The 14,838-nt window shown below is 69.2% G+C and carries 10 protein-coding genes; 1 reads left to right on the top strand and 9 read right to left on the bottom strand.

From position 1 onward, the window contains the following. Nucleotides 1-110: 110 nt before the first annotated feature. Entirely contained in the window at nucleotides 111-1,241 is a 1,131-nt protein-coding gene (gene pdhA, locus H7F38_RS06320; protein ID WP_370531335.1) for a pyruvate dehydrogenase (acetyl-transferring) E1 component subunit alpha, read from the bottom strand. Between the two features lie 495 nt (nucleotides 1,242-1,736). Between pdhA and H7F38_RS06315 the strand changes: the two genes are divergently transcribed. Then, the gene (locus H7F38_RS06315; protein ID WP_187093335.1) at nucleotides 1,737-2,477 is read left to right on the top strand and encodes an SRPBCC family protein; all 741 of its coding nucleotides are present in this window, start codon (nucleotides 1,737-1,739) and stop codon (nucleotides 2,475-2,477) included. Nucleotides 2,478-2,736: 259 nt separating this feature from the next. Here the strand turns inward: H7F38_RS06315 and H7F38_RS06310 are convergent, their stop codons facing one another. The 8 genes from H7F38_RS06310 to H7F38_RS06270 all read right to left on the bottom strand — a co-directional run bounded on the left by H7F38_RS06310 (nucleotide 2,737) and on the right by H7F38_RS06270 (nucleotide 14,523). Next, nucleotides 2,737-4,668, bottom strand: a complete 1,932-nt coding sequence (locus H7F38_RS06310; RefSeq protein WP_187093334.1) for a phosphoenolpyruvate carboxykinase (GTP) — start codon at nucleotides 4,666-4,668, stop codon at nucleotides 2,737-2,739. Between the two features lie 284 nt (nucleotides 4,669-4,952). Continuing rightward, nucleotides 4,953-6,380: a metallopeptidase TldD-related protein gene (locus H7F38_RS06305; RefSeq protein ID WP_187093333.1), complete on the bottom strand. Its 1,428-nt coding sequence runs from the start codon at nucleotides 6,378-6,380 to the stop codon at nucleotides 4,953-4,955. Beyond that, a complete protein-coding gene (locus tag H7F38_RS06300) occupies nucleotides 6,377-7,912 on the bottom strand; it encodes a TldD/PmbA family protein (protein ID WP_187093332.1) in 1,536 nt (511 codons plus the stop codon). The genes H7F38_RS06305 and H7F38_RS06300 overlap by 4 nt, the downstream gene beginning before the upstream one ends. A gap of 67 nt (nucleotides 7,913-7,979) precedes the next feature. Continuing rightward, a protein-coding gene (locus H7F38_RS26515) for an IS5 family transposase (protein WP_370531250.1) occupies nucleotides 7,980-8,976 on the bottom strand; the annotation gives its coding sequence in 2 pieces (ribosomal slippage) (nucleotides 7,980-8,573 and nucleotides 8,575-8,976; 996 coding nt in all). After that, nucleotides 8,960-10,153, bottom strand: a complete 1,194-nt coding sequence (locus tag H7F38_RS06285) for a DUF6802 family protein (RefSeq protein ID WP_187093331.1) — start codon at nucleotides 10,151-10,153, stop codon at nucleotides 8,960-8,962. The genes H7F38_RS26515 and H7F38_RS06285 overlap by 17 nt, the downstream gene beginning before the upstream one ends. Nucleotides 10,154-10,270: 117 nt before the next feature. Continuing rightward, complete coding sequence (locus H7F38_RS06280; RefSeq protein ID WP_187093330.1) at nucleotides 10,271-11,158, bottom strand: DUF6802 family protein; 888 nt, start codon at nucleotides 11,156-11,158, stop codon at nucleotides 10,271-10,273. Nucleotides 11,159-11,293: 135 nt separating this feature from the next. Continuing rightward, entirely contained in the window at nucleotides 11,294-13,543 is a 2,250-nt protein-coding gene (locus H7F38_RS06275) for a dynamin family protein (RefSeq protein WP_187093329.1), read from the bottom strand. 74 nt (nucleotides 13,544-13,617) lie between these two features. Further along, on the bottom strand, nucleotides 13,618-14,523 hold the full coding sequence (locus tag H7F38_RS06270) for an acyl-ACP desaturase (protein WP_187094514.1): 906 nt from the start codon (nucleotides 14,521-14,523) through the stop codon (nucleotides 13,618-13,620). Nucleotides 14,524-14,838: the final 315 nt, after the last annotated feature.

Genomic DNA, 14,838 nt, shown 5'->3' with positions numbered 1-14,838 from the left:
GCTAGGGGTCGTGGGGTTCGGGGTCGTCGGGCTCGGGGTCGCCGAGGCCGGGGTCGCCGAGGCCGGGGTGCCGGTGCCGTTCGTCGTGTGCGAGGCGGCCGCGGTGGTCGTCATACGGACACCTCGTCCTCGAAGCCGGCCAGATACCCGAGGAACTCGGCCTGCTGCTGCTCGATCTGGTGATTCGGCTCGGAGTAGACGTGACTGAAGATCCGCTCGGGAGGTGGCACCTCCATCGCGATGCAGAACGCCCGGAATCGGGCGGCGAGTTCGTCCGCCTCGCGGTCCACCGAGTCGAAGAAGGCGGAATCGGCCATCCCGGTGCGGGCCAGGTGGACCTTCACCCGCTCGATCGGGTCGAGCAGCTTCCAGGCCTGCGCCTCGTCGGCCTGCCGGTAGCGGGTCGGGTCGTCCGAGGTCGTGTGGGCGTCCATCCGGAAGGTGAACGCCTCCACCAGGACCGGGCCGTTCCCGGACCGGCACTCGTCCATCGCCCACCTGGTGACGGCGAGGCAGGCCAGCACGTCGTTGCCGTCCACCCGGATCCCGGGAAAGCCGTAGCCGTGGGCCCGGTTGAACAGCGGCACCCTGGACTGGCGTTCCACCGGCTCGGAGATCGCCCACTGGTTGTTCTGGCAGTAGAAGACGACCGGCGAGTCGTAGGCGGCGGCGAAGACCATCGCCTCGTGGACGTCACCCTGGCTGGTGGCGCCGTCACCGAAGAACGCGATGGTGGCCTCGGATGGTCGGCCTGCGTCCGGCGACGCACCGACCGCTCCGTCCAGGCGTTGCCCCATGGCATATCCGGTCGCGTTGATGACCTGGTTGCCGATGACGATGCAGTAGCCGCTGAAGCCGTAGTCGTGCGGATCCCAGCCGGTGTGCTCGACGCCCCGGAAGATGCCGAGCAGCTGGGTCGGGTCGATGCCGCGGCACCAGGCGACACCGTGTTCGCGATAGGACGGGAAGGCCATGTCCTGCGGCTGCAACGCCCGGCCGGCGCCGATCTGGGCAGCCTCCTGGCCCAGCAGCGGCACCCAGATCGAGAGCTGGCCCTGACGTTGCAGCGCGTTGCCCTCGCGGTCGAACCGCCGTACCAGCACCATGTCCCGGTACAGGCCGCGCAGCATCTCGGCGGACATCTCGAGCGGATAGTCCGGATGCGGGGTGTACTCGCCCTCCGGACTCAGCAGCTGGATCTGGTCCACACCGCCGCTCGTCGCCTTCAATCCTGCGATCACCTGGTCCGGCGAGGGGGCTGTCGTCGGGGCGGGAGCGGCACCGATCCCGGTGACCCCGCGTTCCTTCACGCCTCTCGCCGTCGTCAGGCTGTCGATCCACTGCTGATTGACCACCGGTGCATCTCCTCGTCGATTGGGTCCCGTCCCCCGGGATCGCCGGGGGGTGTTGGGCGCCGAGCAGCAGTGGTGGACCGGCCCATGGGTGGAGCCGCTGCGCCACCGAAGTCGGCGTTGACGGTCAGCATTGCGTTCCGCTTCCGCGCCGCCGGGTGAGATGGCCGGGAAGCGGGAAGTACCTTCAGATACTGGCATGGATCGAACGGTCCCGTGATCCAGGCCACCTCCGACCATCGGAGGACCGAATATCGCATGCCGGAACACCCTCTCCTCGCAGCACACCCGCTCCCGCCCTACGATCACAGGCAGCGGAGCGGCCAACGAGGGCGGCCGAGGTTTCCGGCTTGGCGCAATGTTTGCTGACGACGGAGGTTGACCATGGAGCTGGAACACCGATTCGAGGTGCCGGTGGGCATCGAAACTGCCTGGAACACGCTGCTCGACATGGAGAAGGTCGGACCGTGCTTTCCGGGCGCCACGCTCGAGACGGTGGACGGCGACAGCTTCACCGGATCGGTCAAGATCAAGCTCGGCCCGATCCAGCTGACCTACAGGGGCAAGGCCACGATCGTCGAGAAGGATCCGGTGGCGCACCGCGCCAAGATCGAGGCGTCCGGCAACGCCGCGAGATCGGCCTCCACCGCGGCCATGCTCGTGACGGCGACCGCCACCGCCATCTCGCCGAGCCGGACGGCGGTCGATCTGGTCACCACGCTCTCGATCACCGGACGCCCGGCGCAGTTCGGGCGCGGCGTCATGGTCGAGGTCGGCAACAAGATGATCGGCCAGTTCGCAGATGCGGTCTCCACCCAGCTCGCCGGCCGCACCTCCGGTGGGGCCGAACTCCTGATGGAGGTCAATCCCGACGAGGTCGCAGCCGAGGTCACCGCCGCGACCGAGGCCGTGGCGGCGAGCGGCTCGACGGAGCCCTACCGCTCGGTCGGGGCACACCGGGTACCCACCGGCCCGGCGCCCGAACCGATCAACCTGATCCAGACGGCCGGTGCCCCGGTCCTCAAGCGCCTGGCGCCGGTGATTCTCGGGATCCTCGCGTTCGTCCTGCTGCGACGTTCGGCGAAGCGCCGCCGCGCCGCCCGGGCCGCCGCCGTCATCGACTGACGCGGCCGCAACCGACTGACGCGACCGCAACTGTTCAACGCGGCCGCTGACCAACACGCGGCGACCGACCGGCGCGCGGCGACCGACCGGCGCGCGGCGACCGACCGGCGCGCGGCGAAGCTGGGCCCACCCGCGCTGATCAACTTCGACGGCGCTGACGAACTCGTCGACTCCTGTCACACCAGCCCCAAACGGGCCAAGTTGATCAGCGCGGGCGAAGTTGATCAGCGCGACGGGGCCGGCGGCAGTCCAGCGCGGCTCAGGCGAGGCCGAGGCGAGCCTTGAGGATGTCCAGCTGGGTGTGCAGCGAAGCCGGCACGGTCTCCCCGATGAAGTCGAACCACTCGTCGATGAGCGGCAGCTCCCTCTTCCATTCCTCCGTGTCGATCGCCAGGGCTGCGGCGATGTCCTCCGGCGTCACGTCAAGGCCGTCGATGTCCAGGCCGCCGGGGGCCGGTACCAGACCGATCGGGGTGTCGACGGCGTCGGCCTCGCCCTCCAGCCGGTCGACGACCCACTTCAGCACCCGCGAGTTCTCGCCGAAGCCCGGCCACAGGAAGCCGCCGTCGGCCGCCCGCCTGAACCAATTGACGTAGAAGACGGCCGGTAACTTGTCGGCATCGGCCCGGTCGCCCAGGTCGGCCCAGTGCTTGAAGTAGTCGCCGGCGTCGTAGCCGATGAACGGCAGCATCGCCATCGGGTCGCGCCGGACGACGCCTACTGCGCCGGTCGCCGCGGCCGTCGTCTCCGACGAGAGCGTTGCACCCATGAACACCCCGTGCGCCCAGTCGCGGGCCTGCGCGACGAGCGGGATGGTGGTCTTGCGGCGCCCTCCGAACAGGACCGCCGAGATCGGTACGCCGCCCGGGGCGTCGAACTCCGGCGCCAGGATCGGGCATTGGGTGATCGGTGTGCAGAACCGGGAGTTCGGGTGGGCGGCCGGCTGACCGGCCGACTCGAGCTGGTGGCCGTCGGCGTCCAGTCCGGACGGGGTCCAGTCGCGGCCCTTCCAGTCGGTCAGGTGAGCCGGCGGCTCCTTCGTCATGCCTTCCCACCAGACGTCGCCGTCATCGGTCAGGGCGACGTTGGTGAAGACCGAGTTGCCGGCCGCGATGGCCGTCATCGCATTCGGATTGGTGGCCCAGCCGGTACCCGGCGCGACGCCGAAGAGGCCGAACTCCGGATTGATCGCGTACAGGCGGCCGTCGTCACCGAAGCGCATCCAGGCGATGTCGTCACCCAACGTCTGGACCTCCCACCCGGGGATCGTGGGCTGGAGCATCGCGAGGTTGGTCTTGCCGCAGGCGCTGGGGAACGCGGCGGCGACGTAGTGGACGGCCTTGCTCGGCGACGTCAGCTTCAGGATCAGCATGTGCTCGGCGAGCCAGCCCTCGTCGCGGGCGATGGCGGAGGCGATCCGCAGCGAGTAGCACTTCTTGCCCAGCAACGCGTTTCCGCCGTAGCCGGAACCGTAGGACCAGATGGTCCGCTCCTCCGGGAACTGGGTGATGTACTTGGTGTCGTTGCACGGCCAGGCCACGTCCACCTGCCCGTCGGCCAGGGGAGCGCCCACCGAGTGCAGCGCCTTGACCCAGGGCGCGCCGGAGTTGATCAGCTCCAGGGCGGCGGTGCCCACCCGCGTCATCACCCGCATGGACGTGACGACGTACTCCGAATCGGTGATCTCGACGCCGAGCATCGGGATGTCCGCGTCGTAGGGGCCCATGCAGAACGGCACGACGTACAGCGTCCGCCCGCGCATGCTGCCGCGGTACAGCTCCGTCATGACGGCCTTCATCTCGGCCGGGTCCATCCAGTTGTTGGTGGCCCCGGCGTCCTTCTCGGCCACCGAGCAGATGAAGGTGCGGTCCTCCACCCTGGCGACGTCGCTCGGGTCGGATGCGCAGTAGAAGGAGTTCGGCTTGCCCTGGAGTCGGACGAAGGTCCCGGCCTCCACCAGCTTGTCCGTCATCGCCTTGTACTCCGCGTCGGACCCGTCGACCCAGACCACCCGCTCGGGTTCGGTCAGTTCGGCGACCTCGGCGACCCAGGCCAGCAATGCCTCGTCGGTCGCGACGGGCTGCGGCCTCCGGTCCAGCAGGCTCGGCAGGCCGGCCAGCCGGGTGCGCCCGGGTGACGCGGTCGGGCGGGTGAGCAGGTGTTCGAGGGGCGGTTTGACAACGGCGGTCATCGACACCATCTCCTGTTGATTTTCGTTCGATTGCACCGGTTCGGTCGAGGACGCCCGACGGGAAATCCCGACGGCATCCGGCCATTACCGGAGAGGATTCCGACGACATTAGCCACCGGGGCTACCTATTCGCCGGTTTTCCGATGAGGTGCGCGCCACTTGATCGTAAAAGAGATCGATTCAGAACACGTGATGGCACACACAATTGTTCGACATTGTTGGATATTGAACCGTTGTGCTCAGAAATCCGACATCACGCGTGCCTCGATCGTCACGATCGACGACTACTGCGCCTTGGACACCGACGACATGTTGAACCCGTCGACCCGGACGGGTGGCATGGCCGAGCGGGTGAAGTAGTCACTCCACTCCCGGGACAGTCCCGGCTGCGTCCGCCCGACTGCGGAAGCCTGCCGCAGGACGTCGAGCGGCGACATGTTGAACCGGAAGTTGTTCACCGCACCGGTGATCTCGCCCTTTTCGACGAGGAACACCCCGTCCCGGGTCAGGCCCGTCATCAGCAACGTCATCGGGTCCACGACTCGCAGGTACCACTGCGAAGTCACCAACAGGCCGCGATCGACGCCGCGGACGAGATCCTCGGTAGCAGTCCCCTCGTCACCGCCGTCCAGGATCAGGTTGTCCGCGAGAGCCCGGAAGGGCGTGCCCTTCTCGGCCGCCAGCGCCCGGGTGTGGATCAGGTTGACGATCACCCCGCCGTCGATCACGTCGGTCCGATCGATCCTGGCTCCGTTGTCGAAGACGGAGGAGTCCTCCGAGGACGACCCGGCGACGACGAACGGCGCGGCCTCCTGTCCCCGGTAGGCCGGGTCCGAGTAGAGGGACAGCGGGAGATCGGTCAGACGCTCTCCGATCCGGGTACCACCGCCGGGTGCCGCGAAGGCGGAGTGACCCTCGTAGGCGGACCGCGCACCGGCGGACCAGGCCAGGAAGACCATGAAGTCGGCGACCGCCGTCGGGGGCAGCACGGTGTCGTAGCGGCCCGGTGGCAGATCGATCGACCGGCGGGCCCAGTCCAGCCGCCGGGTGAGGCCGTCGGTGAGCTGCAGCAGGTCGACGTCACGGAAGTCGCTGGTCGAGGCGCCCACCCACGCGGACCTGGACAGGTCCGCCGATTTGGCGTTGACCTCGACGGCGCCGGTGGGCTGGACCCAGCGGCGACGGACTCCGGTGGAGGTCCCCAGGTACATGGTGTGCACCTCGTGCCGGGCGAACCCGAACAGCAGGCGTTCCTGCGAACGGGCACCGTCGAAGGCTGCGGCCAGATCGGCCAGCAGTCGCGAGTAGACGTCGAACGACGTGCCCTCACCGGGCAGCGAGAATCCGGTGTCGGAGCCGCCCGCCTGCTCCGGGGTGACCAGGTCGGCGCGATCCTGCGCCGGGCCGGCCGACGCCGAGGCGGCCGCCTCGAACTCGGACTGCCGGACCACCTCGATGACGGCCGCGGCGCCGGAGGCGGCGGAGACCGACGCGTTGACAGTCGCCGAGGCACCGCCCACGACGGAGATGACGAACCAGGACAGGGTGTCCGACACCCCGCTGGTGGTCACGGTGTTGTTCGCCCACCGGACGTTGGCGGTGCTCTCGGCGGTCACCACGACGATGCAGCCGTCGGCCAGCGAGGCGGCCAGCGCAGTCTCGACGATCTGGTCGGGTGTCAGGACGTTGCGGACGAGGCCGGGGGCGTTCATGCGGCACCTTCGGAGACGGTGTTGAGGATGGAGATGCCGCGGAAGCGGGCGGACGGGCAGCCATGCGAGACCGCGGCCACCTGGCCGGGTTGGCCCTTTCCGCAGTTGAAAGCACCGCCCAGTAGGTAGGTCTCAGGACCACCGACGGCGTCCATCGCCCCCCAGAAGTCGGTGGTGGTCGCCTGATAGGCGACATCCTTGACCTGGCCGATGATCTCACCCCCGGAGATGCGATAGAACCGTTGCCCCGTGAACTGGAAGTTGTACCGCTGCATGTCGATCGACCAGGACTTGTCGCCGACGACGTAGATGCCTTCGTCGATGCCGCCGATCAGGTCGAGGGTGGATCCCCCGGCCGGATCGGGCAGCAGCGACACGTTCGCCATCCGCTGGAGCGGCTGGTGGGACGGCGAATCGGCGTGGGCGCAGCCGTTGGAACGCTGGAGTCCCAGCCGGCGCGCGAACACGCGGTCCAGCTGATAACCGGTGAGCACACCGGAGTTGATCAGATCCCAGGACTGGCCGGCCACCCCGTCGTCGTCGTAGCCGATGGTGGCCAGGCCGTGCTCGACGGTCCGGTCCCCGACGACATTCATCACCGGCGAACCGTACTTCAGCGTGCCGAGTTGGTCCGGCGTGGCGAAAGACGTTCCGGCATAGGCGGCTTCGTAGCCGATCGCCCGGTCGTACTCGGTCGCGTGACCGATCGACTCGTGGATGGTCAGCCAGAGGTTGGTCGGATCGATGACCAGGTCGTACCGACCGGCCTCGATCGACGGCGCTTTCACCTTCTCCGCGAGATCCACCGGCAGGGAGGCGATCTCGGCATCGAAATCCCACGTGCCGTCGGTCAGGTACTCGTAGCCCCGACCCACGGGCGGCGTCAGCGAGGACATCGATTCGAACCCGCCCGAGTCGGAGTCGACCGCAACCGCGGACAGGGTCGGTTCCAACCGGACGCGCTGCTGGGTGGTGGTCGTGCCGGCCGTGTCGGCGTAGAACTTGTTCTCCTTCACCGACAGGAGGCCCGCTCTGGCGTGCGAGACGCCGTCGGCGGCCAGCAGTCGCTCCGAGCGATCGAGCAGCAGGGCCACCTTGTCCTGGGTCGGTACCGAGAACGGGTCGATCGAGTACGAGCTGACCCACGTGACGTCGCGGTGGACGGGCTCGTCGGCGCGCTCGACCCGCTCGGCGACGACGCCGGCCAGCGCCCTGGCCACCGCCACCGCCTGCCGTGCGGTGCGCGCCGCCACCTCGGGGGTCGGCACGACCGCGGCCGCGAAACCCCAGGTGCCGTCCACGATCACGCGGACCGCGAACCCGGTCGTCACCGAATCGACCGCGGACTGCACGGCGGTGTCGCGCAGGCTCAGGGACCCGGTCATCAACCGCTCGAAGCGGAAGTCGGCGAACGAGGCCCCGGCGGAGGTGGCCGCCGAGAGTGCGGCATCGGACAGCAGTCGCAGCGGGAGGTCCAGGAAATCCTGATCGACGGTGCGGACGGCGGGGGCGGGGGCGGGATCGAGTGGCACGTCCGACACTGTATGACGAGACGATCCAGGCTCGAAGCGCGGCGTCGCCGGTCAGCCGGTCGCCGGGCTAGGGCGTGTCCCGTGGATCGTTCTCCGTTAGATGCCTGAGCCAGATTCCGATGCTGGCGACGTCGACGGTGCCTCGGTAGACGAACTCCCGTTTGTCATACCGGGTGGCGACCGCGCGGTAGCCGCGTAGCCGGTTGAACGTCCGCTCCACGGTGTTGCGGTCCTTGTAGATTTCCTTGTCGAATTTGGGTGGCCGACCACCACGGGAACCCTTGGACAGGCGACCGTTGATCTGGTTCACCGGCTCCGGGATGGTCGCCTTGATACCCCTACGCCGCAACGACTTACGGATTCTGCCGCTGGAATACGCCTTGTCCGCCAACACCCGATCCGGTCGGGTCCTAGGCCGCCCATCACGGCCGCGCACGATCCGAATATCGGCCAGCACCGCGGTGAACGCCAACGCGTCATGCCGCTGACCAGCCGAGATGACCCGCCCCACCGGCCGACACTTCGAATCAGCCGCCATGTGGATCTTCGTCGTCACCCCGCCGCGGCTACGCCCCAAACCCTCCCGATCAACGACCGGCGGCGGCCGATCCGCAGAATTCTTGTAGTTCGATAGTGCCCCCTGTGTCTTTGAGGGCCTTGATCGGAGCCTCCAACACGACGCTGGCAAGGACGGCGGCGGGGATGTCCTTCGGCGGTTCGTGCCGGGCACCTGCCGCGTGGTGATGCGCCCGGATCACCGTCGCATCCACCCCCAACGCCCACTCACCGACATCGCCGTGATCGCAGTCCGCCCGCAGCATCGACAGCACCCGCTGCCAGGTACCGTCCCCTGACCAGCGACGATGCCGGTTGTACACCGTCTTCCAATTGCCGTAACACTCCGGGAGATCCCGCCACGCCGAACCGGACCTGGTCCGCCACAGCACCCCGTCGACGACCCTGCGGTGATCGACCCACCGACCACCCCGAATCGGGGTCCGATCCGGTAGCAAAGGCTCCAACCGGGCCCACTGCTCATCCGACAAATCATGACGATTCTGCACAAATCAGAGTCTGTCGGAACCGACCTCCAAGATCCGCGGGACACGCCCTAGCCGCGGGGACCCCGGACGTGGACCCGTCCGGCACGAACTTGCCGTCGTGATCGAGGCGGCCGGTGGCCGCCTGGTGCCACCCGCCGTGCCCGTCCGAGACGCCGATCACCACGTGTCCATCCGGCGAGATCCGGGTCACCTGATCGGCGGCGCCGTCGCCGTCCGTGTCGGAGTACCCGACGACCGTGCCGTCCGGGAGGTGGGTCACGACGGTGTCCGGGGTCCCGTCGCCGTTGATGTCGGTGGTCGGATGGCCGAGGTCGTAGTTCTTGCCGCCGTCGGTGAAGGTGATGTCGCCGGCGGGAGCGTTTCCGCTGATCGGCGCGCCGGCCGGGACCGGCTCGGTGCCGGTGCCGGCAGCGCCCGTCGTGCCCGGGTGGGAAGCCGTCCCCGTGCTCGGGTGGCCGGTGGTGACACCGTCGCTGTCGGAGGGGTTCAGCCCGGCCGCGGTGTTCGGGGTGCTGTCGGGGACGAGGTGGCCAGAGGCGTCCAGGTGCCCGGTGGTGGAAACCTCCCACTCGCCGCCCGCGCCGTGGACCGCGATCACCACTTTGCCGTCGGCACCGATCTGGGTGATCTGGTCGGCCCTGCCGTCGCCGTCGCGGTCGGTGTAGGCGGTCACCGAACCGTCGGTGTTGTGCACGACCGCCGTGTCCGGTGAGCCGTCCTGGTTGATGTCGACGGTCGGGGCGTCCAGCGAATGGGCGGACCCGTCGTCACCGGTCACCGTCAGGTCGTGTCCGGTGGCAGCGCCGCCCGAGGACGTGCCGGTGTGGGAAGTGGTCCCGGTGTCCGAGGTGGTACCGGTATTGGTGGTGGTACCGGTGTTGGCAGTGGTTCCGGTGTTGGGGGTGGTTCCGGCACCCGAGGAGCCGGCGACCGGGGCACCGGTGCTGGGGTCGACCTCCCGGCCGTCGGCGTCGTAGACGTGCATCGCGTCCGCGTGGCCGTCGTGATCGGCATCGGTGATGATGTACTCGTGGTCGCCTTCGAAGACGATCACCGAATCGGCGACCCCGTCGTGATCCGAGTCGTAGGTGGCCTGGCCCAGATCCTGCGCCGAGCTACCCGAGCCCACGGTGATGTCGTGTCCGGGCTGCACGTCGGGACCGGTGTCGAATTCCATGGGGCGCTCCTTGCGGCTCTTGGGGGGGTACGGCGCGGATGTGACGGCGACGGCTGACGTTCGGTTCCCGGTCGGGCCGGGCAATGCATCCCGGTGCGGCTCCACCGACCCCGCTGGTCAGGGCGTCCGGCCGGGGACCGTGACCCAGTTGCCGCCGGGGTCCAGCGTGTAGTCGGCCGTCAGGTGACCGGCGGCGTCCGTGGTCCAGGCCCGGTCGGCAACCCCGTCACCGTTGGTGTCCTGGTAGTACAGCGTCGACCCACCGGGGCCGGCGACCCTGACCGTATCGGGTACCCCATCGCCATCGGTGTCGATGGTCGCCTGGCCGGCGTCGAACGACCGTCCGGACACCTCGACCTCCACGTCGCCGGGATGCGCACCGGGGTCGCCGGGATGCGCAGTGGGACTGCCGGGAAGCGCGGTGGGACTGCCGGGCCCGCCGGGGTGGACCGGCTGGACGTGGGTCGGCGGGTCCGCCACCGGCTGCTGCGGGTGGTCGACCACGAAGGTGCCGTCGTGGGCAACGTGCCCGGTCTGCACCACATCCCACCCGCCGTGACCGTCCGGAACGGCCCAGGTCGCCTCGCCGGTCTGGGCGTCGACCTGGATCAGCTGGTCGGGGTGTCCGTCCGCATCGGTGTCGGACAGGACGAGCACATCGCCCTGGTCGGTCCGGACCGCCAGCGATTCCGGCACGCCGTCCCCGTCGAGGTCCTCGGTGGGGGCCCCGAGATCGGTCCTGGTGCCGTCGGCGCCGGTGTAGACGATGTCCGGGCCTTCGGGGGCGGCCCTGCCGTGCGCCGCCACGGCGCCGCCCCCGACCCCCGGGTACCGGGGTAGACCGTCGCCGAGGTGGTCGGCCGACAGGTGGTCGTGCGGATCGGCCGACAGGTGGTCGTGCGGATCGGCCGCCAGGTCGTCGTGGGACGCCGCACCCTGGTCGCCGAACGACAGTCCGTCCGCCCCCTGCAGGGGTTCGTCGGACAGGTCCGAATCGGTGAACATGATCGCGCTCCCGTTGCTCTGTCGTGCGTTGTCGTGACGCTGTCGTGCGATGACGGCGTTCCCGTCCGACTCGCGGAGCACGAATTCGGTTCCCGGGGCCGAGAACCTCCGCCCGGCCGTTCCCGATCGGCGGGATCAGAGCGACGGGGGTTCCCGGGATGGCGGCCGGACGGATTCGCCCGCCGGGTCTCCAGCGCCGGCGGCACCCGCGGCACCGGCGGCACCCGCGGCACCCCCGGCACCCGCGGCGACGACCGGATCCCGCACCGCCGCGCGCAGTGCGGACAGGTTCAGACCTTCGAACGGGGACCTGACGGGCGGGGCCGGGGCCGACCCGGTCGGTGGCTGCCACCCGGGGTCGGGTGGCCCGCCGCGCTGCTGTCGGACGACGAGTTCGGGCAGCCCGGCCGGCAGTCGGATGGCACGCGGCCCGACGGCCGGCACCGCGAGGCCCGACGAGGGCGCGACCGGACCTCGGTCGATCAGGCCGAAGTTCGTCTCAACCGGGGCCGCGGCTCCCGTCCGGGTCGCCCGGATCCGTTGCAGCACAGCCTCTCCGGCGTTGATCACTGCGGTTCCGGCGGCCCGGCGCTCGTCCAGCGCACGCAGGCGACCGGCCCGCTCGGTGGCGTCGAGCTTCAACGCCCCGTCGACCGCCCTGATCTCGTTGTCCAACGCCGCGACCTGCCGGGTCAGCGCATCGTCGAGAGCCAGGGTCAGCTGTTCGTCCGCCTCGATGAACTGCTCGGCGATGTTCTGGTCGATCTGGGCCTTGGCCTCCCCGAGGACCTCCATCAGCCACTGCTTGAGGTGACCCTTGTCGGCCACCCGGCGACGGGATTTCATCATGTAGAAGGCCGCTGCGCCGCCCAGCACGATGGAGACCGGCGCCATCGCGATGCCGAAGGCGGCCGGCAGGGCCGCCGCGGGCACCATGGTGATCAGGCGGGAGAGCGAGAAGCCCATGCTGGCACCGGACAACGTCATGATCGTGTCGTCGACGTTCTTGCTCCGGTCCGGCGGCCTGGTGACCAGCGCGGCGTACGGACGGGTGGCCAGTTGGGAGACCAGGACCGTCATCTCCTGCGGCGTGAACAGTTCAGCCAACACGGTGTGACAGATGCGGCCCATCGCCTCGATCAGGCGGCGGTGCGCCCTGGCCGTCATCGCCTGCGCGTAGGCATCGATGTGGAAGGCCATGTTCTTCAGCTCGTTGTTGTCCGCCGCGTCGATCGACGCGCGGAAGATCTGCGAGGCCTCCCTGACCTCGCGGGCGGTCTCGTGGGTCAGATCCACTCGGGCACGCTGGATCTCGGCCCGGAGCATCACCTGCCACCCCCGGGTGCCGGCCTTCCGCCGGCCCAGCAGCTCCTCGCGGCGCCGCTTCAGCAGATCGGCCTCGGCGGCACCGGTGGTCAGGGCCCGACGTCGACCCTCCAGCTTGACCATGGCCCCGGCCAGCACGGTGACGCCGGTGCGCAGGATGTTCGACTCTGACACCATCTCCGCGGCCGCAGCCACCTCTGCCTGCAACACCGCGCGCAGCTGGACGACCCCCGACTGGTTCAGCAGCATCTCGGCGATGTTCGGATCGGCCTGGGCGGCGGCCGCCTCGGCCAGCCTGGAGGAGACCGGATGGAAGTGGGCCGCGGAGAAACGTGGCGCATGCCGGGCCAGCAGCAGCCGATCGGCCTCGACGATCTCCCGCCAGCCGCGGTAGGCATCGGTCTTGGTGACCACGAAGTGGACGGCCTCGACCCGGTCGGACACGCGCGCGAGGAAGTCGAGCTCGCCTCTGGCGAACGGGGCCGAGGCGTCGACCACGAACACCAGCGCGGCCGCCGACGCCGCAGCCTCGGCCGCGAGCTCGGCGTGCGCGGCGACGAGACCGCCGACACCGGGCGTGTCCACCACCGTCATCACCGAGGTCAACGCCGACGGCAGACCCACCTCGATCCATCGCGGCGGTGGGATGTCGATATCGGGCTCGCCGTCCACCGTCGCCCAGGCGCGCAGATCCTTGGGCGGGAAGGCGATGTCGGCCATCCCGCCGCCGAACCTGGCCACCGTGTACGGGGTCGCAGCGTGGGTGAAGACCAGATAGGTGCAGGTGGCCGTCCCGGCATCGACCGGGGAGAGGCCCGCGACCCCCAGCAGCGCGTTGACCAGCGACGACTTACCGCGGTTCGTCTCACCGACGACCACCACCCTTGGCAGTTCCGTCGAGGTCTTGCGGGCCGCCAGATTCGCGGCCCCGTCCGGGTCGTCGACCCGCAGCCAGGCAGCGGAGTCCTCGCGCCATTGCCGCACCGCCGATGGGAGCGTGAGAACGCCGGTACGCGCTGCCGGCGCCGCCCCGGCGGCGAACGGATGCGGACTCGTCATGCCGCCAAAGCTACCGTCGCCGGCGGATCGGGCACAGAGGTCGCCACCGGCCGGGCCGGGCATCCGGGCCAGGTCTACCTGGCGGCCTTGGCGGCCATCCGCGCGCGCATGGTCTCGCGCTGCTCGACGAACCGGTTCGCCTGGGCGTCGAGGCCCGTCATGAACGCCGACAGCTCGTCGCGCGCCTGTTCGCCGGCGGGCCCGAGGTCGGCACGGTCGAAGACACGCCAGAACTTCAGGACGGGCTGGACCACGGCGTCGTGGTGCAGCCGCAGGTCGTATATACCGGCCTTTGCGATCGTCACAGCGTTGCGCGTGTAACCGGGCATGTTCGCGCCCGGCATCGCGAACCCGACGACCTCGTCGCGGATCGCCTCCATGGTCGCGTCCGGTGCCATGTCGAAGGCGGCGGCAACCAGATTCCGGTAGAAGATCATGTGCAGGTTCTCGTCGAGGGCGATCCTGGCCAGCAGCGCCTCGGCCAGCGGATCGCCGGACGCCTTGCCGGTATTGCGGTGCGAGACCCTGGTCGCCAGTTCCTGGAAGGAGACGTAGGCGACGGTCTGCAGCACCGACTTGTCCCCGGAGTCGTAGCCGGCGGTCATGTGGGCGATCCGCAGGTTCTCCAGCTCGACCGGGTCGACACCTCGGGTGACCACCAGGTAGTCGCGCAGGGCGATACCGTGCCGACCCTCCTCGGCGGTCCATCGTCCGACCCACTGGCCCCAGGCGCCGTCACGCCCGAAACGAGTGGCGATCTCGCGGTGGTAGGAGGGCAGGTTGTCCTCGGTCAGGAGATTGACGATCATCGCCGTCCGGGCCGTCGGATCCAGGCGCGAATCCTCGAGCGACCAGTCCTGACCGCCCAGCATCTGGAAATCCCGGCCCTGGCTCCACGGGATGTAGTCGTGCGGCATCCAGTCCTTGAAAACGGAAAGATGACGGTTGAGGTTCTCTTCGACGACCGGCTCGAGGTCCATGAGCAGACGGGTCTGGAGCCCAGCCGCATCTCTGGGAATGATTCTGGTGCTGATCCCACTCGAGGTGATCGTCAAGGTTTCTTCTCCAACCGGGGCCGCTACTAGCTTGAGGTGTTGCGGCACCCACCGTGACGGTGCCGAACCTGAAAGCTACCCCGTATTTCGGGGAGATTACCGGCCGGGAGATATTCCGGTCCCCGGGGAACCCGAGGGCCTCCGTGTTCGTTGGCGAACATCTGATCGACGCGGTGATCGATCCCGGTGACCGATGTCGGCGTGGGCGAGATCACCCGGCAACACCGATACGGCAGGCCG

Origin of the sequence: Nakamurella sp. PAMC28650 (assembly GCF_014303395.1) — a bacterium.
In the GTDB taxonomy this organism is placed as follows: domain Bacteria; phylum Actinomycetota; class Actinomycetes; order Mycobacteriales; family Nakamurellaceae; genus Nakamurella.
Note: the sequence above shows the minus strand (reverse complement) of the source record. Positions and strands in the feature narration are given on the sequence as shown.